Annotated in this window: 21 protein-coding genes; 14 read left to right on the forward strand and 7 right to left on the reverse strand. The window is 70.5% G+C overall.

The window, feature by feature from the left end:
• Positions 1–145 precede the first annotated feature (145 nt).
• Positions 146–2251, reverse strand: coding sequence for a protein-disulfide reductase DsbD family protein (locus HLH27_RS02530; RefSeq protein ID WP_246375428.1), 2106 nt, complete (start codon positions 2249–2251; stop codon positions 146–148).
• 190 nt (positions 2252–2441) lie between these two features.
• Between HLH27_RS02530 and hrpB the strand changes: the two genes are divergently transcribed.
• The 7 genes from hrpB (at position 2442) to HLH27_RS02565 (ending at position 10333) form a co-directional block, all read left to right on the forward strand.
• A complete protein-coding gene (gene hrpB, locus HLH27_RS02535) occupies positions 2442–5000 on the forward strand; it encodes an ATP-dependent helicase HrpB (RefSeq protein WP_182947558.1) in 2559 nt (852 codons plus the stop codon).
• Positions 4997–6196 (forward strand): S1C family serine protease, encoded by a 1200-nt coding sequence (locus HLH27_RS02540; protein ID WP_246375383.1) that lies wholly within the window; start codon positions 4997–4999, stop codon positions 6194–6196. The genes hrpB and HLH27_RS02540 overlap by 4 nt, the downstream gene beginning before the upstream one ends.
• A gap of 111 nt (positions 6197–6307) precedes the next feature.
• Positions 6308–6988, forward strand: coding sequence for a winged helix-turn-helix domain-containing protein (locus HLH27_RS02545; RefSeq protein ID WP_182947559.1), 681 nt, complete (start codon positions 6308–6310; stop codon positions 6986–6988).
• Positions 6989–7112: 124 nt separating this feature from the next.
• Positions 7113–8702, forward strand: a complete 1590-nt coding sequence (locus tag HLH27_RS02550) for a sensor histidine kinase (RefSeq protein ID WP_182947560.1) — start codon at positions 7113–7115, stop codon at positions 8700–8702.
• Positions 8703–8722: 20 nt separating this feature from the next.
• A complete protein-coding gene (locus HLH27_RS02555) occupies positions 8723–9052 on the forward strand; it encodes a hypothetical protein (RefSeq protein ID WP_182947561.1) in 330 nt (109 codons plus the stop codon).
• The gene (locus HLH27_RS02560; RefSeq protein ID WP_182947562.1) at positions 9049–9786 is read left to right on the forward strand and encodes an SIMPL domain-containing protein; all 738 of its coding nucleotides are present in this window, start codon (positions 9049–9051) and stop codon (positions 9784–9786) included. The genes HLH27_RS02555 and HLH27_RS02560 overlap by 4 nt, the downstream gene beginning before the upstream one ends.
• Before the next feature lie 31 nt (positions 9787–9817).
• Positions 9818–10333, forward strand: a complete 516-nt coding sequence (locus HLH27_RS02565) for a YaiI/YqxD family protein (RefSeq protein ID WP_182947563.1) — start codon at positions 9818–9820, stop codon at positions 10331–10333.
• A 66-nt stretch (positions 10334–10399) separates the two neighbouring features.
• Here the strand turns inward: HLH27_RS02565 and infC are convergent, their stop codons facing one another.
• The 3 genes from infC to HLH27_RS02580 form a co-directional block, all read right to left on the reverse strand.
• On the reverse strand, positions 10400–10921 hold the full coding sequence (gene infC, locus HLH27_RS02570) for a translation initiation factor IF-3 (protein ID WP_114725527.1): 522 nt from the start codon (positions 10919–10921) through the stop codon (positions 10400–10402).
• A 350-nt stretch (positions 10922–11271) separates the two neighbouring features.
• The gene (gene thrS, locus HLH27_RS02575) at positions 11272–13215 is read right to left on the reverse strand and encodes a threonine--tRNA ligase (protein WP_182947564.1); all 1944 of its coding nucleotides are present in this window, start codon (positions 13213–13215) and stop codon (positions 11272–11274) included.
• Between the two features lie 41 nt (positions 13216–13256).
• Positions 13257–14159 (reverse strand): glycosyltransferase family 9 protein, encoded by a 903-nt coding sequence (locus HLH27_RS02580; RefSeq protein ID WP_182947565.1) that lies wholly within the window; start codon positions 14157–14159, stop codon positions 13257–13259.
• A gap of 393 nt (positions 14160–14552) precedes the next feature.
• Here HLH27_RS02580 and HLH27_RS02585 point away from each other — a divergent pair, with 393 nt between their 5' ends.
• The 7 genes from HLH27_RS02585 (at position 14553) to HLH27_RS02615 (ending at position 21465) form a co-directional block, all read left to right on the forward strand.
• The gene (locus HLH27_RS02585; RefSeq protein ID WP_182947566.1) at positions 14553–15824 is read left to right on the forward strand and encodes a glycosyltransferase family 4 protein; all 1272 of its coding nucleotides are present in this window, start codon (positions 14553–14555) and stop codon (positions 15822–15824) included.
• Positions 15814–16059, forward strand: a complete 246-nt coding sequence (locus tag HLH27_RS02590; protein ID WP_182947567.1) for a hypothetical protein — start codon at positions 15814–15816, stop codon at positions 16057–16059. The genes HLH27_RS02585 and HLH27_RS02590 overlap by 11 nt, the downstream gene beginning before the upstream one ends.
• A 23-nt stretch (positions 16060–16082) precedes the next feature.
• On the forward strand, positions 16083–16292 hold the full coding sequence (locus HLH27_RS02595; RefSeq protein ID WP_182947568.1) for a hypothetical protein: 210 nt from the start codon (positions 16083–16085) through the stop codon (positions 16290–16292).
• A gap of 85 nt (positions 16293–16377) precedes the next feature.
• Entirely contained in the window at positions 16378–16932 is a 555-nt protein-coding gene (dcd, locus tag HLH27_RS02600; protein WP_182947569.1) for a dCTP deaminase, read from the forward strand.
• Between the two features lie 10 nt (positions 16933–16942).
• Positions 16943–18205 (forward strand): UDP-N-acetylglucosamine 1-carboxyvinyltransferase, encoded by a 1263-nt coding sequence (gene murA, locus HLH27_RS02605; protein ID WP_182947570.1) that lies wholly within the window; start codon positions 16943–16945, stop codon positions 18203–18205.
• Between the two features lie 75 nt (positions 18206–18280).
• Positions 18281–18895, forward strand: coding sequence for a biliverdin-producing heme oxygenase (locus HLH27_RS02610; RefSeq protein ID WP_182947571.1), 615 nt, complete (start codon positions 18281–18283; stop codon positions 18893–18895).
• A complete protein-coding gene (locus tag HLH27_RS02615; protein WP_182947572.1) occupies positions 18892–21465 on the forward strand; it encodes an HWE histidine kinase domain-containing protein in 2574 nt (857 codons plus the stop codon). The genes HLH27_RS02610 and HLH27_RS02615 overlap by 4 nt, the downstream gene beginning before the upstream one ends.
• Positions 21466–21508: 43 nt before the next feature.
• On the opposite strand, the gene eat is transcribed toward HLH27_RS02615, so the two are convergent.
• The 3 genes from eat to HLH27_RS02630 are packed head-to-tail and all read right to left on the reverse strand — an operon-like array spanning position 21509 to position 24988.
• Entirely contained in the window at positions 21509–22864 is a 1356-nt protein-coding gene (eat, locus tag HLH27_RS02620; protein WP_182947573.1) for an ethanolamine permease, read from the reverse strand.
• Positions 22861–23613: an ethanolamine ammonia-lyase subunit EutC gene (gene eutC, locus HLH27_RS02625; RefSeq protein WP_338029825.1), complete on the reverse strand. Its 753-nt coding sequence runs from the start codon at positions 23611–23613 to the stop codon at positions 22861–22863. Before eutC ends, eat begins: the two co-directional genes overlap by 4 nt.
• Positions 23606–24988, reverse strand: a complete 1383-nt coding sequence (locus tag HLH27_RS02630) for an ethanolamine ammonia-lyase subunit EutB (RefSeq protein WP_182947574.1) — start codon at positions 24986–24988, stop codon at positions 23606–23608. Before HLH27_RS02630 ends, eutC begins: the two co-directional genes overlap by 8 nt.
• Positions 24989–25121: the final 133 nt, after the last annotated feature.

Genomic DNA, 25121 nt, shown 5'->3' on the forward strand with positions numbered 1-25121 from the left:
CTTACTCTCTTCTTTTTCTGAAGAAAAAGAAGCAAAAAGACTTTTGATTCGTTTAGGGATTTTTTGCCGGGACACGCGATGTCCCTGAACGAATCAAGGTTTTTTGGTTCTTTTTTTCAAAAAAGAACGAGAACGCTCGCCCGCCTTAGCCTTTCAGCGCATCCAGCACCAACCCGCTGGTCAGGATCTGCGGCAGGATGCGGCCCTTGGCGTCGCCCGGCGGGTAATAGACGTAGAACGGCACCCCGGCCCGGCCGTGGGATTCCAGAAACGCGCTGATGGTGGCGTCGCGGTTGGTCCAGTCGCCTTTCATGTAGACCACATGCTGCGCGCGGAAGGCGGCCTGCACGGGGGCCGACGAGAGGGCCACCCGTTCGTTGACCAGGCATGAGATGCACCAGGCCGCCGTCATGTCGACGAAGACGGGCCGCCCCTGGGCCTGGAGCGCGGCCAGGCGGGTGGGCGAGAAGGGCTCGGTCCCGGCGGGGCCGGAGGCGACCAGGCCGGTATCGGCGCCGGCAGGGGCCGCGCGCAGGCCGGGCAGCATGGCCATGGCCACCGCCAGCGCCGTCAGGGCCAGGGCGCGGCACAGGCGGATCTGCCGCGCAGGGCCGTCCTGCATCGCCATGCCCTGGGCCAGGCCGGTCAGCCACGCCGCCAGCCCGACCAGCACCAGCCCGGTGCCCAGCACCGCGATGGCGGTGGCCCCGGCCTGCAACGCCAGCACCCACATCAGCCACACACAGGTGGCCAGGATCGGAAAGGCGAGCCCCTGGCGCAGGATGTCCATCCATGCGCCGGGGCGCGGCAGGTAGCGTGCCAGCGCGGGCACCCCGGCGAGGACCAGATAGGGGGCGGCCAGCCCGGCGCCCATGGCGACGAACACCGCCATGGCCACCCACGCCGGCGCGGTGAGCGCGCCCGCGATGGCGGCGCCCATGAAGGGCGCGGTGCAGGGCGTGGCCACCAGCACCGCCAGCACCCCGGTCATGGCATCGCCCAGATAGCCGCCGCGCGTGACCCCGGCGCCGCCCAGTGCGGCGATGCCGTTGCCCATGCCGAACACGCCCAGCAGGTTGAGCGCGACCGCGAACAGCAGCCAGCACACGGCGGCGACGAAGGCGGCGGACTGGAACTGGAAGCCCCAGCCGGCCACCGCGCCGGCCGCGCGCAGGGTCAGCATGATGCCGCCCAGCACCATGAACGCGCCGACCACGCCGGCGGCATAGGCCCCGGCCCCGGCCAGGCGGGCCATGGTGTGCGCGCCGGCCAGGCGGGTCAGGGCCATCGCCTTCATCATCAGGACCGGGAACACGCAGGGCATCAGGTTCAGGATCAGCCCGCCCGCGAAGGCCAGCAGCAGCATGCGCAGGCCGCCCGCCGCGCCCTGCGGCGCGGGCAGGGGCACGGTCGCGGCCGGGGCGGCGGGAGGCGCGGCGGGAGCGGCCATGGCCGGGCCGGGGCGGGCGGAGATGGCCAGCGCGCGGACCTCGCCCGCCGGGTCCTTGAGCATCAGCACGCCGTCCAGCGTCGGGGCGGCGTGGAAGGCGTCGCCGGGCTTCAGCGCCAGGGTCAGCGTGCCGTCCGCGACCTTCAGCGGCTGGTCGGCGTCCTGGTCGATGGCGCCGGTGGTCAGGGGCATGAACCATGCGTCCTGCACGGCGGTGCGGCCCAGGCCCGCGCCCGTCAGGCTGAGCGTGCCGTCGGGCGCGATGGTGGCGGCGAAGGGGGAGTCCAGCGGCCGGGCCTGGGCCGCGCGCGCGAATTGCGGTGCCTCGGCCGAGGGAGACGGGTCGCCGGCGGGCAGGGTCAGGGTAAACTGCCCCTGCTCGGGCACGCAGACCGAGGCACAGACCAGCCATTCGGCGGTCGCCTTCAGCACCATGGGCCCGTCGCCCGCGCCGGTGGGCTGCAATGTGGCCGGCAGCAGCACGTCGCCGGTATAGCCGTAGGACATCAGCGGCCCGTCGCGCAGGCGCTCGGGCGCCGGCCACGCGATGGCGCCCGAGGTGCCGGTGGCCCCGCCGCCGGCCTGCACCGCGAGGGTCGGGGCCTCGCCCGCGTCGCCGGGGTTGATCCAGTATGTGTGCCAGCCGGGCTTGAGCCGCAGGCGCAGGCCGACATGCAGCGGCGCGCCGGGGCGGTAATGGTCGGTATCGGTGACGAGGGTGGCGATGTCGCGCTCGCTGGTCTGCGCGGCGCTCTCGGCCGCCCGCGCGTGGGGGACGGGGGCGAGGGAGAGGACGACCATCATCGGCGCCAGCCACGACAGCAGCGAACCGGACAGGGGCGACCGGGATGGGCAGGGCGCCGCGAACGCGGACATGAACCGGGACAGGATCAAGAACGGAGGCTCCGGAAAATCAGGATGGGACCAGTGGCGGAACGGCGGTGCAAGCCGGTGGATTGCCGGTTCCAGGCCATGGACGCATAAGCAGGATATGGAATTCGATCCCGCCCTGCAAAGCCCCGCTCCCTCCCGGCTTGCGATTCCGGCCGGGTTGCCGGTCGGCGCGATCCTGCCCGACCTGTGCGCCAGCCTGATGGAAACGCCCTCGGCCGTGCTGGTGGCCCCGCCGGGCGCGGGCAAGACCACCACCGTGCCGCTGGCGCTGCTGGACGCGCCCTGGCGCGGCGACGGGCGGATCGTGATGCTGGAGCCGCGCCGGCTGGCCGCCCGCGCGGCGGCCCAGCGCATGGCGGCGCTGATCGGCGAGGAGGCCGGCGGGCTGGTGGGCTATCGCACCCGGCTGGAATCCGCCGTGTCGGACCGCACGCGGATCGAGGTCGTGACCGAGGGGCTGATGGTGCGGCGCCTGCTGTCCGACCCGACGCTGGACGGCGTGGCCTGCGTGATCCTGGACGAAATCCACGAGCGCTCGCTGGATGCGGACGCGGCGCTGGCTTTCTGCCTGGATACCCAGCGCAGCCTGCGGCCCGACCTGCGGCTGGTGGCGATGTCGGCCACCATGGATGGCGCCGCGCTGTCGGCGCTGATGGGCGCCAGCCTGATCGAAAGCGCGGGACGGGCCTTTCCGGTCACGATCGTGCATGCGGCGCGCGACATTACCCATCTGCGCGATCTGCCCGATGCCATGGCGCGGGCGATCCGCGCCGCACTGGCCGAGCATGAGGGCGACATCCTGGCCTTTCTGCCCGGGGTCGGCGAGATCCGCCGGGCGCAGGCGGCGCTGGCGGGGGCGCCGGCCGAGATCCTGCCTTTGTATGGCGAGATGCCGCCGGGCGACCAGGACCGCGTGCTGCGCCCCCGGCCGGGGACGGGGCGGCGGGTGATCCTGGCGACCTCGATCGCCGAGACATCGCTGACCGTGCCGGGGGTGCGGGTGGTGGTCGATGGCGGCTGGCGGCGCAGCCCGCGCCTGGACCCCGGCACCGGCCTGACGCGGCTGGACACGGTGCGGATTTCGCGCGCCGCCGCCACCCAGCGCGCCGGCCGCGCGGGGCGCGAGGCGCCGGGGGTGGGGATACGCCTGTGGACCGAGGCGACCGGGCGCGGCATGGCCCCGCACGACCGGCCGGAAATCCTGGATGCCGAGCTGACCGGCCTGCGGCTGGACACCGCCGCCTGGCAGGCCGCCATGGGCACGCCGCCCGAGCAGTTGCCCCTGCCCGACACCCCGCCCAACGGCGCGTTCGAGGCCGCGCGGGCCCTGCTGGGCGCGCTGGGGGCGATGGACGACGATGCGCGCGTGACCCCGGAGGGCGAGCGGATGGCCGCACTGGGCGCGCACCCGCGCCTGGCGGCGATGATGCTGTCGGCCCGCGATGCGAGCGAGGCCGCGCTGGCCGCCGACCTGGCCGCCCTGCTGGAGGAGCGCGACCCGCTGCGCGCCCGCCCGGCCCCGGGGGGCAGGGGCGGCGCGGCCCCCGTGCCGCCCGCCGACATCGCGCTGCGGCTGGAGCTGATTGCCGGGGGCGATCACCCCGATGCCGACCGGGGGGCGCTGGCGCGCATTCGCCAGGCGGCGAACCAGTATCGGCGGCGGCTGGGGCTGCGCGCCAATGTCGCGGCCCAGGGCGATGCGGCGGCGCTGCTGGCTGCCGCCTTCCCCGACCGGATCGCGCAGCGGCGGGGAGAGGCCGGCAGCTTTCGCCTGTCGGGCGGCGGCGGGGCGCGGCTGGGGCGGGCGGACACGCTGGCCGATGCCGGGCTGCTGGCGGTGGCGACGCTGCATGTGCGCACGGCGGCGGAAATCCGCCTGGCCGCGAAGCTGGACCCGGATGCGCTGCCCGAGACGATCCGCCGCCGCGCCACCGAACAGGTGGAGACGACACTGGACCCGGTGACCGGCGCGGTGCTGGCGCGCCGCCGCCTGCGGCTGGGGGCGCTGGTGCTGCGCGATCGCACGGTGACGGCGGCAGCCGACGAGGTGGCGGACCTGCTGCTGCGGCAGGCGGCCGACCGGCTGGATACCACGCTGGGCTGGACACCGGCCGCCCGGCAGTTTCAGGCGCGGGTCACGCTGGCGCGCGCCCTGCCGGGGCAGGAGGAGCTGCCCGACCTGTCGGACGCGGCCCTGGCGGCCGGGGCCGCGACCTGGCTGGCCCCGTGGCTGGGCGGCCTGAGCCGCCTGTCGGAGGTCGCGGCGCTGGACGTGCTGGCGATGCTGCGGGCGCGGCTGGACCATCGGCAGCTGGTCTGGCTGGACCGGGCCCTGCCGCCGGGCCTGGACCTGCCCGGCGGGCGGGTGCCGATCGACTATACCCAGCCGGTGCCCACGGCCTCGGCCCGGGCGCAGACCTTCTACGGGCTGCGCGCGACACCGCGCCTGGCCGACGGGCAGGTGAAACTGCAGATCGCGCTGCTGTCGCCCGCCGGGCGGCCGCAGGCGATCACGGCGGACCTTGCGGGTTTCTGGACCGGGGGGTGGGCGGACATGCGCCGCGACATGCGCGGCCGCTATCCGCGCCACGACTGGCCCGAGAACCCGGCCGAGGCCGCGCCGCCCACCGGGGCGCGACGGCCCGGGCGCCCATGACGGGCCCGCGATCCTGCGGTATCGTGGGGCAATACAACGCGCCGACCATGCGCCCCGACCAGGATGTCCAGCCCATGCGGCGCACGGCTAGCCGGCCCTTTTTCCTCGCCCCGTCCGTCCTGGCCCCGTCCGTCCTGGCCGCCGCCCTGCTGGCCGGGCCCGCCCGGGCGGACGATGCCGCGCTATTCGCGCCGCCGGTGCCGCCGGTCGTGACCTCGGGGCCGCTGACCTTCGCGCCGCTGGTACGCAAGGTGGTGCCGGCGGTGGTCAATATCGCCGTGACGCAGGATGCGGATAACCCCGGCAAGCGGCAGCCGGTGCCGCCGGGCGTGAAGGGCACGCCCTTCGAACACCGGTTCCGCGACCGGATGCGCTCGCGCGGCGAGGAAATGCTGGGTGCCGGGTCGGGCTTCATCATCGACCCCGGCGGCGTGATCGTGACCAATACCCATGTGGTGGGCGAGGCCGACCGCATTACCGTCTCGCTATCCGACGGCACGGAATATCCGGCGCGGCTGGTGGGCAGCGACGACCTGACCGATATTGCCGTCATCACCATCCAAGCGCCGCACCCGCTGCCCTATGTCACCTGGGGCGACAGCCGGCAGGTCAATGTCGGGGACTGGATCATGGCGGCGGGCAATCCGTTCGGCCTCGGCTCCTCGGTCACGGCGGGCATCGTCTCGGCGCGCGGGCGCGATATCGGGGCCAGCCCGTTCGACGATTTCCTGCAACTGGACGCCCCGATCAATCCCGGCAATTCGGGGGGGCCGTCCTTCAATCTCGGCGGGCAGGTGGTGGCGCTGAATACCGCCATCGTCTCGCCCACCGGCGGGTCGGTGGGGATCGGCTTCGGCATTCCCTCGGAAATCGTGGCGCCCATCGTCGCCGAACTGCGGCGCAGCGGGCATATCGATCGCGGCTGGCTGGGCGTGACCCTGGCCGACGGCGACGGGCATGCCGGCGTGCGCATCACCGACATCGACCGGGGCGGGCCGGCGGAAAAGGCGAAGCTGAGGACCGGCGACATCGTGCTGACGGTGGGCGAGGAGCCGGTGGACAGCGCGCGCGCCCTGATCCGCGCCGTGGCGGCCGAACGGCCGGGATCGACCGTGCTGGTGCATATCCGCCGCCGGGGGACGGACGCGACGGTGCCGGTCGTCGTCGGCCATCGCCCGGCCGACATGGACGACTAGCAACCCGGCCCGCTCTGGCCAGCCCCCCGCAGGCAAGGTAAGCTCGTCGGTTGGTGCGGAGAAGCGTGCTTCGACCGTGCCGATGCGAAGCCAGACCGGAGCGGGACCGACATGCATATCCTGGTCGTCGAGGATGATCCGACCGTACGCAATTTCGTCGCCAAGGGCCTGCGCGAGGCCGGGCACCTGGTCGAGCCGGTGGATAACGGCAAGGACGGGCTGTTCCTGGCGGTCAGCGAGAATTTCGACCTGATCATCCTGGACCGCATGCTGCCGGGCGGCATCGACGGGCTGCGGCTGCTGGAGACCATCCGCGCGCAGAACAACACCACCCCGGTCCTGCTGCTGTCGGCGCTGGCCGATGTCGACGACCGGGTGCAGGGGCTGAAGGCGGGCGGCGACGATTACGTGACCAAACCCTTCGCCTTCAGCGAATTGCTGGCGCGGGTCGAGGCCCTGTCGCGCCGCGGCCGCAGCGAGAACGCGCCGCAGACGCGCCTGAGCGTGGCGGACCTGGAGATCGACCTGCTGTCGCGCAGCGTGCGGCGCGGCGGCCAGCGGATCGACCTGCAACCGCGCGAATTCCGGCTGCTGGAATATCTGATGCGCCATGCCGGGCAGGTCGTGACCCGCACCATGCTGCTGGAAGGCGTGTGGGACTATCATTTCGACCCGCAGACCAATGTCATCGACGTCCACGTCTCGCGCCTGCGGCAGAAGGTGGACAAGCCCTTCGACTCGCCGCTGATCCATACCATCCGCAACGCCGGCTACATGCTGCGCGCCGACTGAACAGGACCAGGCCGCATGCGCCCGCACGCCCCCCACTGCCCCGCTGCCCCGAAGACCGCCCTGCGCGCCGGGTCGACCCGGCCCCGCACGGCCGGGCGCTAGGGGCGGGATCGCGCGACCGGTCATGTCTTCCGCACGGCAGGCATTCGCGGGCGGCGGCGCGCGGCGGCGGTTCCGGCTTCCGCGCTCGGCGGGGCTGCGCTTCTCGCTGGGCTATGGGCTGCTGTTCGCCCTGTCGTCGATCCTGTTCATGTCCTTCATCTGGTGGGGCACGATCGGGTTTCTGGAACGGCAGGTGGAAACCGCGATCAATGCCGATGCGCGGGCCCTGAGCCAGCGCTGGACCGAGGGCGGGCTGCCGACGCTGGCCCTGACGATCGACGATCGGCTGGAACAGAACCTGGACGACGACGCGATCTACCTGATGGTGGACCCGACCGGCCACCGGCTGGCCGGCAACCTGTCGGAATGGCCGGCGCAGGTCGTGCGCAACGACCGCTGGTATTCGCTGGAGGTCACGCGTGCCGGCATGCGCGATACCGCGCAGATCCATGCCTTCAACCTGCCCGGCGGCTTTCGGCTGCTGGTGGGGCGCGACGTGCGGGCCCGCGCGGTGCTGCGCCGGCTGCTGACGGATTCGCTGCTGTGGGCGTGGATGATGGTCACGCTGCTGGCGATCAGCGGCGCCGCTTTGGTGCACAGCATGTTCCGCCGCATGATCAAGTCGGTGGCGCAGACGACGTCGGCCATCGCGCATGGCGACCTGTCGCGCCGCATGCCGCTGGTGGGCAACGGCGACGAGCTGGACCAGGTGGCCGAGGCGATCAACGAGATGCTGGACCGCATCGTGCGCCTGATGGACGGCGTGCGGCAGGTGTCCAACGCCATCGCCCACGATTTGCGCACGCCGATTACCCGCGCCCGCACCCAGCTTGAGGACGCCGCCCTGCATGCCCGCGACAGCGGCGAGCTGCGCGCGGCCGTGGAGCGCGCGGTGGGCGACCTGGACAATGTGACCGCCGTGTTCGAGGCCCTGCTGCGCATCGCGCAGATCGAGGCCGGGTCGCGCCGGTCGGCCTTCGCGCCGTTCGACCTGGTGCCGCTGCTGGCCGATATCGGCGACCTGTACGAAGCCGTGGCCGAGGAGCGGCAGATCCGGCTGGTGCTGCGCCTGCCGCCCGCCCTGCCCTTTTACGGCGACCGGGCGATGATGCAGCAGGCGGTGGCCAACCTGCTGGACAATGCCATCAAGTTCTCGCCCGCCGGCGGCACCGTGACCCTGGCCGCCGCCCTGGGGCCCGCCCTGCCCGGCGTGGCCGCCAGCATGGCCACGCCGACCCGCGACGTGGTATCGATTGCCGTCACCGACGAGGGGATCGGCATGAACGAGGCCGACCTTGCCCGCGCTTCGGAACGGTTCTTCCGCGCCGAGTCCGCGCGCAACACGCCCGGCGCCGGGCTGGGCCTGTCGCTGGTGCAGGCGATCGTGCACCTGCATGGCGGCACGCTGCGCCTGTATCCGCGCCAGCCGGGGCTGGCGGTGCGGATGGTGATGCCGGTGCCGCGCGAGGCTCCCCGGACCGGCCGCCTGCCCCGGCCCGGGCGCCTGCCCAGGCGGGGCGCCGCCCCCGGCCGGGCCCCCAACGCGGCCGCGCCCCCCGCCCCGGGGAGGGTGACGGAGACTTCACGAGCGCCCCATGAGCGCGACACATGACGAACCCTAGGCTCCTGTCCATGAATTCACAGCCCCTCGCGATCACGGCACTGGCGGTCATGAGCCTGTGCCTGTGCGGCCTGGCGCCGCCGCCGGACATGGACGCGTCGATGGCGGCGGGCGGCCATGACGGGACCGACCCCAACCATCCGGTCATCATCACCAGCGACAGCCGGGCGTTCTGCAACCGGCTGGCCGCCGTGATCGACGCCTATGGGCCGCCGCTGCGGCAGGATGTCGACGATCTGCGCGCCCAGGGCACGCATCTGTGCCACGAGGGCAAGGTGCGGTCGGGCATCGTTCAACTGCGCCGTGCCCTGATGGCGCTGAAGGAAGACACGCATTCATGACCGCGTTCCACCGGCATGCCCTCGGGGCCTGCGCCCTGACCGCCGCGATCGTCCTGCCCCTCGCCGCCTCCGCCCAGGACATGCCGCCCGACCAGGGGCCGGGCATGCCCGAGATGCTGCCCCGCCACGCCCCGGCCGGCACCGCGCTGACCCTGTCGGGCACCGGCACCGTGCATGCCGCCCCCGACCGGCTGACGGCCACCCTGTTCGCCGAGGCGAGCGCCCCCGGTGCCGCGGCGGCGCAGGAGCGCGTGAACAGCCTGGCCCGCACCGCCATCGATGCCGCCAAGGCGGCCGGCGGGCTGACGACCGTGACCGAGGATTATTCGGCCGAGCATAACGAGGGCGGCAAGGCCCCGGCCTGGACGGCGCGCCAGAGCATCCGCCTGACGGGCCCCGACGGCGTGGCGCTGCTGGCCCTGGTGGGGCAGTTGCAGGCCAAGGGGCTGGGCCTGAGCGGGCTGGAATGGTCGCTGTCGGCCGACCGGCGCCAGGGCCTGACCCGGCAGGCCGAGGCCGCCGCGCTGACCGATGCCCGGCAGCGGGCGGACGCGGCGGCGAAGGTGCTGGGGCTGAAGATCGCCTCGATCCGCTCCGTCACGCTCTCCGACCATGGCGGGCCGCGCCCGATGCCGATGATGATGATGGCCCGCGCCGCCTCGGCGCCCATGGCGCCGGCCGAGGAGCAGGACGTGTCGGCCACCGCCTCGGCCACCTTCATGCTCGCGCCCTGAGGGGCGGGCCGCGACCGGATCGATCGTCCTCTTGTCCCCGCATCCCCCCACCCGGATCTTCATCGATGCCGATGCCTGCCCCGTCCGCGACGAGACCTATCGCGTGGCGCTGCGCCATGGGCTGCACACGTTCGTGGTGTCGAACCGGATGATCGCCATCCCGTCCTCGCCCCTGATCGAGCGGGTGGTGGTGACGCAGGGGATGGATGTCGCCGACGACTGGATCGCCGAACGGGCGGGGACGCGCGACATCGTCGTCTCGGCCGATATTCCGCTGGCGGCGCGCTGCGTGGCGCAGGGGGCCTGCGTGCTGGACCCGCGCGGGCGGGTGCTGGACGCGGATGCGATCGGCATGGCGCTGGCGATGCGCAACCTGATGGAGGATTTGCGCTCCACCGGGGCGATCATGCAGGGCGGGCGGGGGTTTACCCGCGCGGACCGCTCGACCTTTCTCTCGGCACTGGATACCGCCGTGGTGCGGGCCCGGAAGGGCGGCGGGGTTGCGCGGCCGCAATGGAGGCCGCCGCCGGACCCCGGCACGGTATAGGACGGCGCATGAAAAAAGCCCGGACCGAGGTCCGGGCTTTTTTCGTCGGCCAGGGGATCGTCCCGCTCAGCGGGGCGAGAGCACCATGATCATCTGGCGGTTTTCGAGCTTGGGCATCTGCTCGACCTTCGCCTGTTCGTCCATCTCGGTGCGGATGCGCTCCAGAACCTTGATGCCGAGGTCCTGGTGGGCCATTTCGCGGCCACGGAAACGCAGCGTCACCTTGACCTTGTCGCCCTCGCCGATGAACGACTTCATGGCGCGCATCTTCACCTGATAGTCGTTTTCATCGATGTTCGGCCGGACCTTGACCTCCTTGATCTCGATGACCTTCTGCTTCTTGCGGGCCTCGTTCCGCTTCTTCTGCTGCTCGTACTTGAACTTGCCGTAGTCGAGAATCTTGGCGACCGGCGGTTCGGCGTTCGGGCTGATTTCCAGCAGGTCGAGGCCAACGGCATAAGCACGTGCCAGGGCATCACGCGTGGGCATGACGCCGAGCATCTCGCCCTCCGCGTCGATCAGACGCACCTGCGGAACGCGGATTTCCTCATTGACACGGGGGCCCTCGCGGTTAGGCGGAGTGGGCATCGGAGGTCTGGCTATGGTCGGCTCCTGTATTTGTCTTCGTGTCCGGGGCCTTGTGTCGCCCGAGCCCGCCAGGACCGGCGCGTTCGCCTGTCGCGCCCGCGTCCGCGAGACGAGGCATGGCCGCATCCCGCCGCCCTGGGCGGTATCCACCCCCGGGGCCTGTTCCAGCTATAGGGCCGGAACGGCGCGATGGCTTTCCGGACTGGCCGTTATTGACCCAAACAGGCGACCCAGATCAAGCATTCTCATCGCATGCGCATTCGATTCAGCCATGCACCGGCAGCAGGCGGCCCGCTGCCGCCATTCCCGCCGGTGCCGGATACGGCCCCGGGGGACCGTATCGGGAGGCTTTACGCGGCGGGCGTGGCCGCCCGGCGCAGGTCGGGCGGCAGGGCTTCCTGCGCCAGCGCGGCCACGGCCGCGTCCAGCGGCAGGACCTCCTGCGCCGCGCCGCCGAGGCGGCGCATGGCCACCGTGCCCTCCTCGGCCTCCTTGCGGCCAACGACCAGGATCACCGGCACGCGCGCCAGGCTGTGCTCGCGCACCTTGGCGTTGATCTTGTCGCTGCGCACGTCGGTCTCGACCGTCAGGCCGGCCTGTTTCAGCGCCGCCGCCACCTGCTCGGCATAGGGTGCCGCGTCGGTGACGATCGAGGCCACCACCACCTGCACCGGCGCCAGCCACAGCGGGAAGCGGCCCGCATACTGCTCGATCAGGATGCCCAGGAAGCGCTCGAACGAGCCCAGGATGGCCCGGTGCAGCATCACCGGGCGGTGGCGGGCGCTGTCCTCGCCGATATAGCTGGCATCCAGCCGCTCGGGCAGCACGTAATCGACCTGCAACGTGCCGCACTGCCAGTCGCGGCCGATGGCGTCGCGCAGCACGAATTCCAGCTTCGGGCCGTAGAAGGCGCCCTCGCCGGGATTATATTCGTATTCCACGCCGGCCAGGCGGCAGGCCTCGATCAGCGCGCCCTCGGCCTTGTCCCAGGTCTCGTCGGTGCCGGCGCGCTGCTCGGGCCGGTCGGCGAACTTCACGCGGAAGCTCTCGAAGCCCAGGTCGGCATAGACTTCGGCCAGCATGCGCACGAAGCGCGCGGTCTCGGCCGCGATCTGGTCGTCGGTGCAGAAGATGTGCGCGTCGTCCTGGGTGAAGGAGCGCACGCGCATGATGCCGTGCAGCGCGCCCGAGGGCTCGTAGCGATGGCAGGCGCCGAATTCGGCCATGCGCAGCGGCAGCTCGCGGTACGAGCGCAGGCCGTGGCGGAAGATCTGCACGTGGCACGGGCAGTTCATCGGCTTCAGGGCGAGGGTCTTGTCCTCGTCCTCGACGGTCGCGACGAACATGTGCTCGCGATATTTGTCCCAGTGGCCCGAGGCCTCCCACAGCGCGCGGTCGACCAGCTGCGGGGTGCGGACTTCCTCGTACCCGCCGCGGATCTGGGCGCGGCGCATATAGTCCTGCAACGCGGTGTAGATCCGCCAGCCCTTGGCGTGCCAGAAGATCGAGCCCACGGCCTCTTCCTGGATGTGGAACAGGTCCATCTCGCGGCCGATGCGGCGATGGTCGCGGCGCTCGGCTTCCTCCAGCCGGTGCAGGTGGGCATCCAGCTCCTTCTGGTCGCGCCAGGCGGTGCCGTAGATGCGGGTCAGCATCGGGTTGCGATGGTCGCCGCGCCAGTAGGCGCCGGCTACCTTCATCAGCTTGAAGGCGGTGCCGATATCGCCGGTGCCGCGCATGTGGGGCCCACGGCACAGGTCCAGCCATTCGCCCTGGCGGTAGATCGAGATCGGCTCGCTCTCGGGCAGGTCGCGGATCAGCTCGGCCTTGAAGCGCTCGCCTTTCGCCTCGAAGAAGCGGATGGCCTCGTCACGGGGCCAGACTTCGCGCTGGAAGGGGGCGTTGGCGGCCACGATCTCGCGCATGCGGGCCTCGATGGCCGCGAAATCCTCGGGCGAGAAGGGCTCGTTGCGATAGAAATCGTAATAGAAGCCGTTTTCGATCGACGGGCCGATCGTGACCTGGGTGCCGGGCCACAGCGACTGCACCGCCTCGGCCAGCACATGGGCGGCGTCGTGGCGGATCATCTCCAGCGCCGCATCGTCCTTGCGGGTGATGAAGCGCACCGAGGCGTCGTGCGCAATCTCGCGCGACAGGTCCATCTCGGCGCCGTCGACGACCATCGCCAGGGCGGCGCGGGCCAGGCCGGGCCCGATGGACGCCGCCACCGTCGTCCCCGTCACCGGCCCGTCGAAATGGCGAACGGATCCGTCAGGCAGGGTGATGGCAGGCATGATGTCGATGCTCCGATAAACAGGAAGAGCCTGTAATGGCGTCAGGCGACCGAGGCCGCAACCCTATCCACGCCCAGAAGGGCCAGATCGTCAACGCGCAGCACCCGTACCTGGCCCGCGACCCGGCCCTGCGGCGCGGTGCGGGCCGGGTCGCTGTCGCGCGAGAACAGGACCGTGGCGGGGCAGCCCATGGCGGCGGCCAGGTGCATGGGCCCGGTATCGTTGCCCACCGCCAGCGCCGCGCGGGCGGCCAGCCCGGCCAGGTCGGCGAGGCTGGTGCGGCCCGTCAGGTCCACGGCTTCGGGGCAGGCGGCGCGGATGGTGGCGGCCAGGGCGGATTCGCCCGCCGTGCCGACCACGACCGGCGTCAGCCCCCGCGCGGCCAGCTGGCGGGCCAGCGCGCCGAACCGCTCGGCCGGCCAGCGCTTGGCCGGCCGGTGGGGGGCCGCGCCGGGCACCAGCAGGGCATAGGGGCCCGGCAGCACCGGGCCGCCCCCGGCGAGCCAGGACAGGTCGGGGTCGGGGACATGGTCGATCCCGGCCCGGCGCAATTGGTCGCGCTGGCGGGCGCGGGTGTGCATGAAGTCGCGCTGCGGATTGTCGTGCGGCCAGCAGGCGCCGGCCGCGATGCCCGACCAGCGCGGGCGGCCGGCCAGCCGGAAATAGCGCGAGGAGCGGCCGGAGGTCTGGAGGTCGTACACCGCATCGAAGCCGGTTATCAGCCGGCGCAGGCGCATCAGGCCGCGCAGGTCGCGCCAGGCGGGCCGGGAATCGACCGCCACATGGTCGAACCAGGGGGCGGATTCCATCAGCGCCGCGAAGGGCGCGGTGGTCAGGAGCGTGATTTCGGCATCGGGATAGCGGGCGCGGATGGCCGCGAAGGGCGCGAAGGCCAGGACGAGGTCGCCCAGCGCCCCAAGCTTGATCACGAGAACGCGCATCATCCGCCCTGATTAATCCAGAACGTCCAGGATGCAAACAGCACCTGCCCGCATCATGTGCGGCAAGGCGAACCGGAGGGGAGCGGGGGGAAGAAAACGGGGGGATAGCCCGGTGCCGCCCCCGGAACCGACGTAGGTCGGTCACAGGCAGGGCGGCACCGGGAAAAGGGACGGCAGCGAGCGCACGCCCTTCTTCATGAAGGTTTCCGTTTCTTCTTGATTCTTCTTGTTCTTCTATCTTCTTGGAGGCGCTTTGGCCCCTTGACCCTCTCTATACCCCCGGTCGATGGCCGTGTCGATGTTACACGATCACATATCACGCGATCGTGATAATTGGCGCGCAGGGCGGGCCTCCGGCCGATGCGCGGCCGGTTCATTCATGCTAGACAGGCCTTCATGGACATGCCTGTCGCCCGCCCTGTCATTCTTCAGGTCCTGCCCGCGCTCGATGCCGGCGGGATCGAACAGGGCACGGTCGACATGGCGCAGGCCGTCACGCAGGCCGGGGGCGTGGCGCTGGCGGCCTGTTTCGGCGGGCGCATGCTGCCGCGCCTGACCTATGCCGGGGGTATCCATGTGCCGCTGGACCTGCGGCCCAAGAACCCGGTCTCGATCCTGCTCAATGCGCGGCGGCTGGCGCGGGTGATCCGCGAGCGGGGGGTGCATCTGGTCCATGCGCGTTCGCGCGCGCCGGGCTGGTCGGCGGCGCTGGCCTGCCGGATGACCGGCGTGCCACTGGTGACGACCTGGCATGGCGTGTACAGCGAGAACGTGCCGGGCAAGCGGCGCTATAATGCCGTCATGGCCTCCGGAAGGCGGGTGATCGCCGTCAGCGCCTTCATCGCGCGGCGGCTGGCCCGCGACTATCGCGTGGGGCCCGACCGGCTGCGCGTGATCCCGCGCGGGGCCGACACCGCGCGTTTCGACCCCGCCACGGTGCGCGGGCCCCGCATGCAGGCGCTGGCCGACCAGTGGGGCCTGCCCGAGGGTGCCGCGATCGTCATGCTGCCGGGCCGGCTGACCCGCTGGAAGGGCCAGGCCCTACTGCTGGAGGCGCTGACCCGGCTGGATGCCCAGGGCGGCGGCGAGCGGCCATGGGCCTGCGTCTTCGTCGGCCCTGCCCGCCGGCGCGACCGGTTCGGCGACAGCCTGAAGCAGATGGCCCAGGCCCATCCGGCCCTGCGCGGGCGGGTGTTCTTTGCCGGCCATTGCGCCGACATGCCGGCGGCGCTGGCGATGGCCGACGTGGTGGTGGTGCCCTCGCTGGAGCCCGAACCGTTCGGCCGGGTGGTGGTCGAGGCCCAGGCGATGGGCCGCCCGGTCGTGGTCGCTGCCCACGGCGCGGCGATGGAAACGGTGGTGGACGGGCAGACCGGCCTGCTGGTGCCGCCCGGCGACGCCGACGCGCTGGCGGCGGCGATCGGCACCATGCTGCGCCTGACGCCCGACGAGGCCACGGCCCTGGGCGCCGCCGCCCGCGCCCATGTGCTGGCCCGCTATACCACGCAGGCGATGCAGCAGGCGACGCTGGCGGTGTATGACGAAATCCTGGGCTCCAGCCTGGCCGACTGGTTCGCCTGGCAGGTGGCGCAGGTCGGGCCCGACGCCGAGCCCGTTCACGACATGGACCCCTTGCAGGAAGCGATCCTACACACCGATGCCCAATGATCCGTTCCGCACTGCCCCGCAGCCCAGGCCCCCCGCGTCGCGCGTGGTGTCATGGACCCAGAGTGCCGCCCTGTTCTGCTTCGGCGCCAGCATCCTGCTGGAAGTCGGGCAGTCGCAATGGCACTGGCCGCTGCTGGGCCGGGGCTGGCCCATCCTGGGGCTGGATATCGCCGGCGCGCTGCTGATGGCGGCGTCGCTGGTCCTGTTGTTTGCTGCGCGCCGCCGCGGCCGCTGACCTTTCCGATACGGACCATTGTCATGACCGACTCCTCCCCTCCCCCGCTGACCAAGGCCGAGAAGGCCGAGATCGCGCGGCAGGAGCGCCTGGCGCGCGAGGCCGCGGCCCTGCGGGCCAACCTGCGCCGCCGCAAGCAGCAATCGCGCGCCCGCGCCGATAGCGGCGAGGCCGACGCCCCCGCCCCTGCCGCCTCTGCCTCGGCCGGGGACACGACAAACCGCGCGAGTTGATTGCGGTCGGGGCCGGCCTTCGCTAGTGGTCTGGGCAGATACGGGAGGAGATTCGCCCCCCTCCGCGCGACGCAAGGGACCGCACATGCCCATTATGCCCGACAGCTGGATCCGACGCATGGCCTCGGAGGCCGGGATGATCGAACCCTTCGTGGAACAGCAGAAGCGCGAGGGCGTGATTTCCTACGGCCTGTCCTCCTACGGCTACGACGCGCGGGTGGCCGAGGAATTCAAGATCTTCACCGATGTCGACAACGCCATCGTCGACCCCAAGGATTTCGCGGCCAACAGCTTCGTCACCCGCACGGGGCCGGTCTGCATCATCCCGCCCAACAGTTTCGCGCTGGCGCACACGATCGAATATTTCCGCATTCCGCGCGATACGCTGGTGGTCTGCCTGGGCAAGTCGACCTATGCCCGCTGCGGCATCATCGTGAACGTCACCCCGCTGGAGCCCGAATGGGAGGGGCAGGTGACGATCGAGATCAGCAACACCACCCCGCTGCCCGCGCGCATCTACGCCAACGAAGGCATCTGCCAGTTCCTGTTCTTCCAGGGTGCCTCGCCCTGCGAGGTCAGCTATGCCGACCGCGCCGGCAAGTATATGGGCCAGCGCGGCGTCGCCACCCCCCGGATGTAGGACACCCGCCATGGACCGTTTCATCATTCACGGCGGCCAGCGGCTGCGCGGCGACATCGTCATCGGCGGCGCCAAGAACGCGGCGCTGAAACTGCTGGTCGCCGGCCTGCTGACGTCGGAGCGGCTGGTGCTGCGCAACGTGCCGCGCATCGCCGACATCACCACCATGCGCCGCCTGCTGGAACAGCACGGCGTGACGGTGGAGGACCTGGAAGGCGACGGCGGCACGCTGGCCGTCGGCGGCACCATCACCAACACCGTCGCGCCCTACGACATCGTGTCGCAGATGCGCGCCTCGATCCTGGTGCTGGGCCCGCTGCTGGCGCGCTGCGGCGAAGCCCGGGTGTCGCTGCCCGGCGGCTGCGCCATCGGCACCCGCCCGGTGGACATGCACCTGAAGGGGCTGGAGGCGCTGGGCGCCGAGATCTCGCTGGAAGGCGGCTATATCAACGCCCGCGCCCCGCGCGGGCTGGTCGGGGACCGTATCGTCCTGCCCTTCGCCTCGGTCGGCGCCACCGAGAACCTGCTGATGGCCTCCTGCCTGGCACGCGGGCGGACCGAGATCATCAACGCGGCGCGGGAGCCGGAGATCGGGGACCTCGTCGCCTGCCTCAACAGCATGGGCGCGCGCATCACCGGCTCGGGCTCCGGCACGCTGACGATCGAGGGCGTCGAGGCCCTGCACGGCACCACCCACAGCGTGATGCCCGACCGGATCGAATGCGGCACCTATGCCTGTGCCGCCGCCATCACCGGCGGCGAGCTGCGGCTGGTCGGCGGCCGGGCCGAGCATCTGGGCGCGGTGGTGCGCACGCTGGAGGAAGCCGGCGTGGAAGTGTTCCAGGAGGACGACGCGCTGCGCGTCCGCCGCACCGGGGCGCTGCGCGGCGTGGACATCATGACCGAGCCCTATCCCGGCTTCCCCACCGACATGCAGGCGCAGTTCATGGCCATGCTGTCGGTTGCCGAGGGCGCGTCGATGGTGACGGAGACGATCTTCGAAAACCGCTTCATGCACGTGCCGGAACTGAACCGCATGGGCGCGCGCATCAACGTTCATGGCTCCTCGGCCATCATTCGCGGCGTGCATTCGCTGTCGGGCGCGCCGGTGATGGCGACCGACCTGCGGGCCTCGTTCTCGCTGATCCTCGCGGGGCTGGCGGCGCATGGCGAGACGATCCTGAGCCGGGTGTATCATCTGGATCGCGGATACGAGGCCGTGGAGCGCAAGCTGGCGCAATGCGGGGCGCAGATCGAGCGGGTGCGGGACTGATACCCCGCCCTCGCCAGATCGCAGACCGGCGGAAGACCGTGCGTTCCGACGGCGGATCGCGCGGAGGCAGGCGCCATGGCATGCCGCCGCGCAGTATCATGCGTTCTTTCCGGTAGACCGACGATGCAGAGTTCCCCCATCCGATCCCGGCTTCATGCAGCCACCCGGTCCCGCCACGCCATTCTCGATACCTGCGTCGGGCCGATCGAAAGCGCCGCGGCCTATCGCGCCTATCTTTCCGGGATCGCTGCTTTCCGTTTCGGTGCCGAGCAGGCGCTGCGAACGGCGCCATGGCCCGGGATACTCCGGTCCTGGACGTTCAAGGAACTTGCCCCCCTGCTGATGCGGGATCTGGACGACCTCGCGATTCCGCTGCCCGTCCCGGTCGCCATGCCGCCCCCGGACAGCACGGCGGCTACGATGGGCATGCTCTACGTCCTGGAGGGATCGGCCCTGGGCGCGCGCATTCTGCGCCGGCAGGCCGCCGACCACGGATTCACGGAAACCCACGGTGCACGGCATCTGGCCGCGCAGGCAGGCGATCCGTCCAGATGGCGGGAGTTCGTGCATCGTCTCGAACAGTTGCCCGCCGATTCGGTCGCTGCGGACCGCGCTGCTCTCCAGACATTCGATTCCGCCATTCTTGCCATGCAGACGGTCGCCACGTGCCAGATTCAGAAAAACTCATGACAGGAAAAGACGGTGAACAGACTGTCTTCGGCCAGGCGGACCTGACGAACTGCGATCGGGAGCCCATCCACATTCCCGCCAGCATCCAGCCCACGGGATGCGTGATGGTGTTCGCGGAAAACGGTCGCAGCCTCGTCAGATTTTCCAGGAACGTCGCGGACTTCATGAAGCGATCCGCTCTGCGCCTGGGCATGTCCCTGGAGGAGTGTGTCGGGCAGGACGCCGCCGCACGCATTCTCACGCTGGCGGGTACGGAGGATACCACCTCGCCGGAAATCGCCTTCGACGTCGCCTTTCCCGGCCACCAACGGCGGGACATCGCGGTTCATCGGGCGGCCGATACCATCATCATTGAATTCGAGGATGCGACACCGCCGCAACTGCATGCCCGCCTGTCCGTCAGGCAGCGGCGGCTGCTGGAATGCGCACGCGACCCGGAGGACCTTCTGTCGATGCTGCGTGACGTCGCGGTGTCGATGCGCCAGATGTTCGGCTACGACCGTGTCATGGTGTACCGCTTCGCGCCTGACTGGTCCGGCCAGGTCATCGTCGAAGATCGCAGGGACGACCTCGAAAGCTTCCTCGGACAGCATTTTCCCAGCAGCGACATTCCCGCCCAGGCGAGGGAACTTTACAGGCGGTCCCCGATCCGCGTCATAGGCGACGCCCACTATCAGGCCGTTCCACTCATCGAAAAACCGGGCATCGCGCCGCTGGACATGTCGTTCATGCATCTGCGCGCCGTTTCGCCCATCCATTGCGAATATCTGCTCAATATGGGCGTCCATGCCTCCATGTCGGTCTCGCTGATCGTCGATGGCAGGCTGTGGGGGCTGATCGCCTGTCATCATTACAGCCCACGGGTCCTGTTCATGGCGGAGCGGATCGCGGCGAAAATGATCGGGGCGTTCATCGGTCTGCAAACGGTTTCCCTGCACCGGTCGCAGCGCCTCAGCCTCAGCCAGGCTGCGCACCGCTTTCTGTCCCGCTTCCTGCACGACATGCCCGATACCCTCGATCTGCTTCCCCGTGCGCGCGAGCATCTTCCCGGCCTTCCGGAGATCATTTCCTGCGACGGCAGCGGGGTCCTGACCGACCAGGGCTGGGTCTCGGTCGGGCTCGCCCTTTCCGAAGCCGATGTCAGGACGCTCGTGGCTCATGCCGGCACCGCCGCCAGCAATCAGATCTGGCAGAGCGAATGGCTGGCGCGGGACTGTCCGGCGCTGCCGCCGTCCGATCTCTGCGGGGCCATGATCATTCCCTTCTCGCCGGAACAGGACGATTGCCTGGTCCTCTTCCGGCGGGAGATGGTGCAGACGGTCGTCTGGGGCGGCGACCCCGCCAAGACCTACAGCACGGGCCCGCACGGCATACGCCTGACGCCGCACCGCAGTTTTGAAATCTGGACCGAGGAGGTCCGGCACCAGTCATCCATCTGGTCGGCAAGCGATTGCGAACTCGCTTCCCTGTTCCGTTCGGAACTGGTGGAGATCGCCGCGCGATCGAGCTGGATGAAATTGCAGGAAAGCCTCATCGCGGACAGAACGCAGCGCATCGTCAACGATGAACTCAACCATCGGGTCAAGAACGTGCTGGCGGTCGTGGGCTCTCTCCTCGGCCGCCTGCCGCCGCAGCAGACCAGCGCCGCCGACTATCGGGAAAGCATCCAGGGCCGCATCCAGGCCCTGGCCAACGCCCATGATCTTGCCGTCGGCACGACGACCGATGCTTCCCTGCGGCACCTCCTGGCCACGGAAACGGCGCCCTACGCGTCGGGTGAAGGCAAGATCGTCCTGACCGGTCCCGATATCCGCCTGACGGAAAAGGCCCTGACCCCGCTCGCCCTGCTGTTTCACGAATTGACGACCAACGCCGCCAAATACGGCGCCCTTTCCACGCCGTCAGGCCGGCTGAGCGTCAGGTGGACGCATGATGCCCTGTCGGGAACATGCGCGATCCAGTGGCAGGAGCGCGACGGGCCGCTTGTCCAGACGCCGCACCGCTCCGGCTTCGGCAGCCTGCTGATCGATCGTGCCATCAGCCATGACCTGCAAGGCACGACCCGGCGCTCTTTCGATCCCGAGGGGGTCTATGTCGAGATCAGCCTGCCCGCGGCCACCGTCATGGTGGTCCCGGCGGACGCGGACAGACCGCCCGCACCTTCGCAAAAGCCCGTCCCCGCAGCCTCCGGGCGCCCGCAGGACCTGCTCCGCGACAGGAACATCCTGATCCTGGAAGACGAATTCCTGATTGCGGCGGATCTGGAATACACCCTCCAGTCTCAAATCCAGGCACATGCCTTCATCGCGCCGGACATCCGGACGGCCCTGGACCTGCTGAAAACGCAGACGATCGACCTCGCCCTTCTGGACATGAATGTTCAGGGCGTCACGTCCACGCCTGTCGCCGCCGATCTGGCGGCACGAGGCATCCCGTTTGCGTTCGCCACTGGGTACGGAAAGGAAAAGTCCTTGTCACCATCCTTTTCCGATGTGCCGATTCTGGAGAAACCCTATGCACCGGCCGAGGCCGTTTCGATCCTTGCCGCCCTGATGACCGAACACGCCTGAGACCGGAAGGGCAGATCGGCCATATGCCCGGCAGAAAGGCCGGTCAGAAACTGTCGCCGGTGGCCCGACCATTCTCCGCGCCCGGCAGCGCGATGGCGCCACCAACAAACAATACCGCGATCCCCAGCGCGACCGGGTGGAAAACCCCCATCAGGACCAGCGCGCCGGACGCCGCGAGCAGCGCGAAGGCGGGGACGTAGGGAAAGCCCGGCACCTTCCACACCAGATGCGCGCTGCCGTCGCGGCGGCGGAGCCTGAACAGGCTGGCCATGGTCAGCACATAGACGATCAGCGCGCCGAACACCGACAGCGTGACCAGCGAGGCCGTCAGCGACTGGCCGCCGAAGCTGGCGAAATCGTCGCAGAGAATGGCGATGATGCCGATCGCACCCCCGGCGAGCGTCGCGACCCAGGGCGTGCCGAGGCGGGGGTGGCGGTGGGCGAGCAGGCGGGGCAGGCCGCCGTCGCGCGCCAGGGCGTAGATCTGCCGCGAATAGCCCATGATGATGCCGTGCAGCGAGGCGATCAGCCCGAACAGGCCCAGCCACACCAGCATGTGGACGTAGCCGCTATGCGGGCCGACGACGATGCGCATGGCCTGCGGCAGCGGGTCGTTGCGGTCGGCCAGGGCGCGCCAGTCGCCCACCCCGCCCGCCAGCACCATCACGCCCAGCGCGAGGGCGACCAGCGTGAAGATCGACGCGACATAGGCCAGCGGCAGGGTGCGGTGCGGGTCGCGCGCTTCCTCGGCCGTCAGGGCCACGCCCTCGATGGCGAGGAAGAACCAGATCGCGAACGGCACCGAGCGCGCGATGCCGCCGAAGGCCGCGAGGGAGACCTGCCCGCTGCCCGCCCAGCCGCCATCGGTGAAGCGTGCCATCGAAAAGCCGGGCCAGACGACGACCATGAAGATGAGCAGTTCGATGATCGCCGCCACCGTCACGAACAGTTCGAACCGCGCGGCAAGGTGCACGCCTGCGATATTGAGCGCCATGAACGCACAGAACGCGCCCGCCGCCGCCATGGTCGGGGAGAGCCACGGATATTGCACATGCAGGTAGGCGCCGATGGCCAGCGCGATGGCGGGCGGCGCGAAGACGAATTCCATGACCGAGGCGATGCCCGCGATCAGCCCCGCCCGCCGCCCGAACGCGGCGGTGACATACACGAACGGGCCGCCCGCGCGCGGCATGGCGGTCGTCAGTTCGGTATAGGAGAAGATCAGCGACAGGTACATCAGCGCGACGGCGAGGGTCGCCACCAGGAAGCCGAGCGTGCCGGCGCTGGCCCAGCCGTAGCTCCAGCCGAAATACTCGCCCGAGATGACCAGGCCGACCGCGATGGACCAGAGATGGATGACGCCCAGATGGCGGGGCAGCGCGTCGGGCTGGGTGGTCATGGCGCGGGGGGCGGCAGATGGGCCGTCATGCTGTCATCCTTGAGGGCGATGCCGCTGCGCCCCAGCGTGCGCGCGCCGCGCAGCAGCCAGGCGAGGCGGAAGGCGGCTTCGTCATGCGTCATGCCGCCATGGGCATGGATGTTGGAGAGGCAGTTGCGTTCGGAATCCATGCGGCCGACCTTCGGGTCCCATGTCAGGTAGAGGCTGAGGCTGTCGGCGGCGCTGAGGCCCGGCCGCTCGCCGATCATCATGACGACGCAGCGCGCGCCGAGCAGCGCGCCGATCTCGTCGCCCAGCGCCACGCGCGCATTGTGCGCGACGATGACGGGGCCGATGGACCATTCCGGCAGGGCGGCCCGCGCGGCCTCCAGCACGCCGGGCGCCTGGCGGGCCGCCGCCAGTGCCGACAGCCCGTCGGCGATGACGAACGCGACGTCGCAGGGCGCGTGCGGCAGGCGCGCGGCATCCTGCGCGCATAGCCGGCGCCCCAGATCCGGGCGGCGCACGAAAATGCCGCGATCGGGCGCGCGGCTGCGCACTTCGATGAACGGTTCGGGCAGGGAAAGCCGCGCGGGGTCCAGCGTCGCGTGGACGGCCCGGCGGGCCGCCGCGTGCGCCGCCTGCAAGGCGCGCACATCCGCCCCCGCCAGCGCGTCGCCCGCCCGGCCCAGGCCGATGCGGGCATGCGTCAGGCCCCGCAGCGCGGCCCAGGGATCGCGCGGCAGGTCGGGCGCGCGGGTATCAGTCACGCGGGTCCATGAATCCGGGCAGGGAGAGGGGGGCGTTGGCGTTCACGCGGCGCCGGCCGTCCAGCAGGGCCATCCGTTCCAGCCAATGTTCGAATTCGGGGGCCGGGGCGGCGTCGTAGACGGAGCGGAGGGTCAGGATGTCGTGGTAGGACAGGCTCTGGTAATTCAGCATCACGTCATCCCCTCCCGGAACGGCGATCAGGAAATTCACCCCTGCCGCCGCCAGCAGCATCATCAGATCGTCGCTATCGTCCTGGTCGGCTTCCGCATGGTTGGTGTAGCAGACGTCGCAGCCCATCGGCAGGCCCATCAGTTTGCCGCAGAAATGATCTTCCAGGCCAGCCCGAATGATCTGCTTGCCGTCATAAAGATATTCGGGGCCGATGAATCCCACCACCGTATTGACCAGTAGCGGCGCGTATTCGCGCGCCACGGCATAGGCGCGGACTTCCAGCGTCTGCTGGTCGACCCCGAAATGGGCGTCGGCCGAAATCGCCGCGCCCTGCCCGGTCTCGAAATACATCACGTTCTCGCCCACGCTGCCGCGCCGCAGGCTGCGTGCCGCCTGATGGGCCTCGTCCAGCAGGGCCAGCGAGACGCCGAAGCTTTCGTTGGCGCGCTGGGTGCCGGCGATCGACTGGAAGACCAGGTCGACCGGTGCCCCGCGCGCGATCATCGCCAGCGTGTTGGTGATGTGGGTCAGCACGCAGCTCTGGGTCGGGATGTCGTAGCGTTGGCGGACCTCGTCGAGCATCCGCACCAGCACCATGCCGGTCTCGATGGAATCGGTGGCCGGGTTGATGCCCAGCACCGCGTCGCCCGCGCCCAGCAGCAGCCCGTCCAGCAGCGCGGCGGCGATGCCGCGCGCATCGTCGGTCGGGTGATTGGGCTGGAGGCGCGAGCCCAGGCGCCCCTTCAGCCCCTGCGTGTTGCGGAAGGCGGTGACGACACGCACCTTGCGGGCGACCGCGATCAGGTCCTGGTTGCGCATCAGCTTGCTGACCGCCGACACCATTTCCGGCGTCAGGCCGCGCGCGATCGCCGCCAGCGCGCCCGCGTCGGCCTCGTGCCCCAGCAGCCAGTCGCGCCATTGGCCGACCGTCATGTGCGCGATCGGCGCGAAGGCAGCCGCGTCGTGCCGTTCGACGACCAGCCGGGTGACGTCGCACTGTTCGAAGGGGATGACGGATTCGCTGAGGAAGGCCCGCAGCGGCAGGTTGGCCAGGGCCTCGCGCGCCGCCACCCGTTCCACCGGGTCGGCGGCTGCCACGCCGATCAGTTCGTCGCCCGAGCGCAGTGGCGAGGCCCGGGCCAGCAGGGTGCGCAGATCGTCGAACCGGTAGCGTTCGCCCTGGAGGGTCGCGTGAAACACCATGGGGCCGTCCGTCGTCGAGAGGTCCGGAATCCGACAGGGCGTAGCGCCCTCTTATATTTGTGTAAGCGGCCTGCCCCCGGGGCGGCAAGCGCCGTATTCCGCCGCTTCGGCCGCGCGGCCCTTCCTGTGGGGG

It is taken from the genome of Gluconacetobacter takamatsuzukensis, assembly GCF_014174275.1.
GTDB classification, from domain to species: domain Bacteria; phylum Pseudomonadota; class Alphaproteobacteria; order Acetobacterales; family Acetobacteraceae; genus Gluconacetobacter; species Gluconacetobacter takamatsuzukensis.

Excerpts from the sequence above, each read along its gene's own strand:
- HLH27_RS02610 (WP_182947571.1), top strand. The coding sequence starts at position 18,281 with ATGGCATGCCGCCGCGCAGTATCATGCGTTCTTTCCGGTAGACCGACG.
- murA (WP_182947570.1), top strand. The coding sequence starts at position 16,943 with ATGGACCGTTTCATCATTCACGGCGGCCAGCGGCTGCGCGGCGACATC.
- HLH27_RS02555 (WP_182947561.1), top strand. The coding sequence starts at position 8,723 with ATGAATTCACAGCCCCTCGCGATCACGGCACTGGCGGTCATGAGCCTG.
- HLH27_RS02630 (WP_182947574.1), bottom strand. The coding sequence starts at position 24,988 with ATGGTGTTTCACGCGACCCTCCAGGGCGAACGCTACCGGTTCGACGAT.
- dcd (WP_182947569.1), top strand. The coding sequence starts at position 16,378 with ATGCCCATTATGCCCGACAGCTGGATCCGACGCATGGCCTCGGAGGCC.
- eat (WP_182947573.1), bottom strand. The coding sequence starts at position 22,864 with ATGACCACCCAGCCCGACGCGCTGCCCCGCCATCTGGGCGTCATCCAT.
- HLH27_RS02530 (WP_246375428.1), bottom strand. The coding sequence starts at position 2,251 with ATGGTCGTCCTCTCCCTCGCCCCCGTCCCCCACGCGCGGGCGGCCGAG.
- HLH27_RS02580 (WP_182947565.1), bottom strand. The coding sequence starts at position 14,159 with ATGATGCGCGTTCTCGTGATCAAGCTTGGGGCGCTGGGCGACCTCGTC.
- HLH27_RS02545 (WP_182947559.1), top strand. The coding sequence starts at position 6,308 with ATGCATATCCTGGTCGTCGAGGATGATCCGACCGTACGCAATTTCGTC.
- thrS (WP_182947564.1), bottom strand. The coding sequence starts at position 13,215 with ATGCCTGCCATCACCCTGCCTGACGGATCCGTTCGCCATTTCGACGGG.
- HLH27_RS02615 (WP_182947572.1), top strand. The coding sequence starts at position 18,892 with ATGACAGGAAAAGACGGTGAACAGACTGTCTTCGGCCAGGCGGACCTG.
- HLH27_RS02540 (WP_246375383.1), top strand. The coding sequence starts at position 4,997 with ATGACGGGCCCGCGATCCTGCGGTATCGTGGGGCAATACAACGCGCCG.
- HLH27_RS02585 (WP_182947566.1), top strand. The coding sequence starts at position 14,553 with ATGGACATGCCTGTCGCCCGCCCTGTCATTCTTCAGGTCCTGCCCGCG.
- HLH27_RS02595 (WP_182947568.1), top strand. The coding sequence starts at position 16,083 with ATGACCGACTCCTCCCCTCCCCCGCTGACCAAGGCCGAGAAGGCCGAG.
- HLH27_RS02560 (WP_182947562.1), top strand. The coding sequence starts at position 9,049 with ATGACCGCGTTCCACCGGCATGCCCTCGGGGCCTGCGCCCTGACCGCC.
- HLH27_RS02550 (WP_182947560.1), top strand. The coding sequence starts at position 7,113 with ATGTCTTCCGCACGGCAGGCATTCGCGGGCGGCGGCGCGCGGCGGCGG.
- infC (WP_114725527.1), bottom strand. The coding sequence starts at position 10,921 with ATGCCCACTCCGCCTAACCGCGAGGGCCCCCGTGTCAATGAGGAAATC.
- HLH27_RS02590 (WP_182947567.1), top strand. The coding sequence starts at position 15,814 with ATGCCCAATGATCCGTTCCGCACTGCCCCGCAGCCCAGGCCCCCCGCG.
- hrpB (WP_182947558.1), top strand. The coding sequence starts at position 2,442 with ATGGAATTCGATCCCGCCCTGCAAAGCCCCGCTCCCTCCCGGCTTGCG.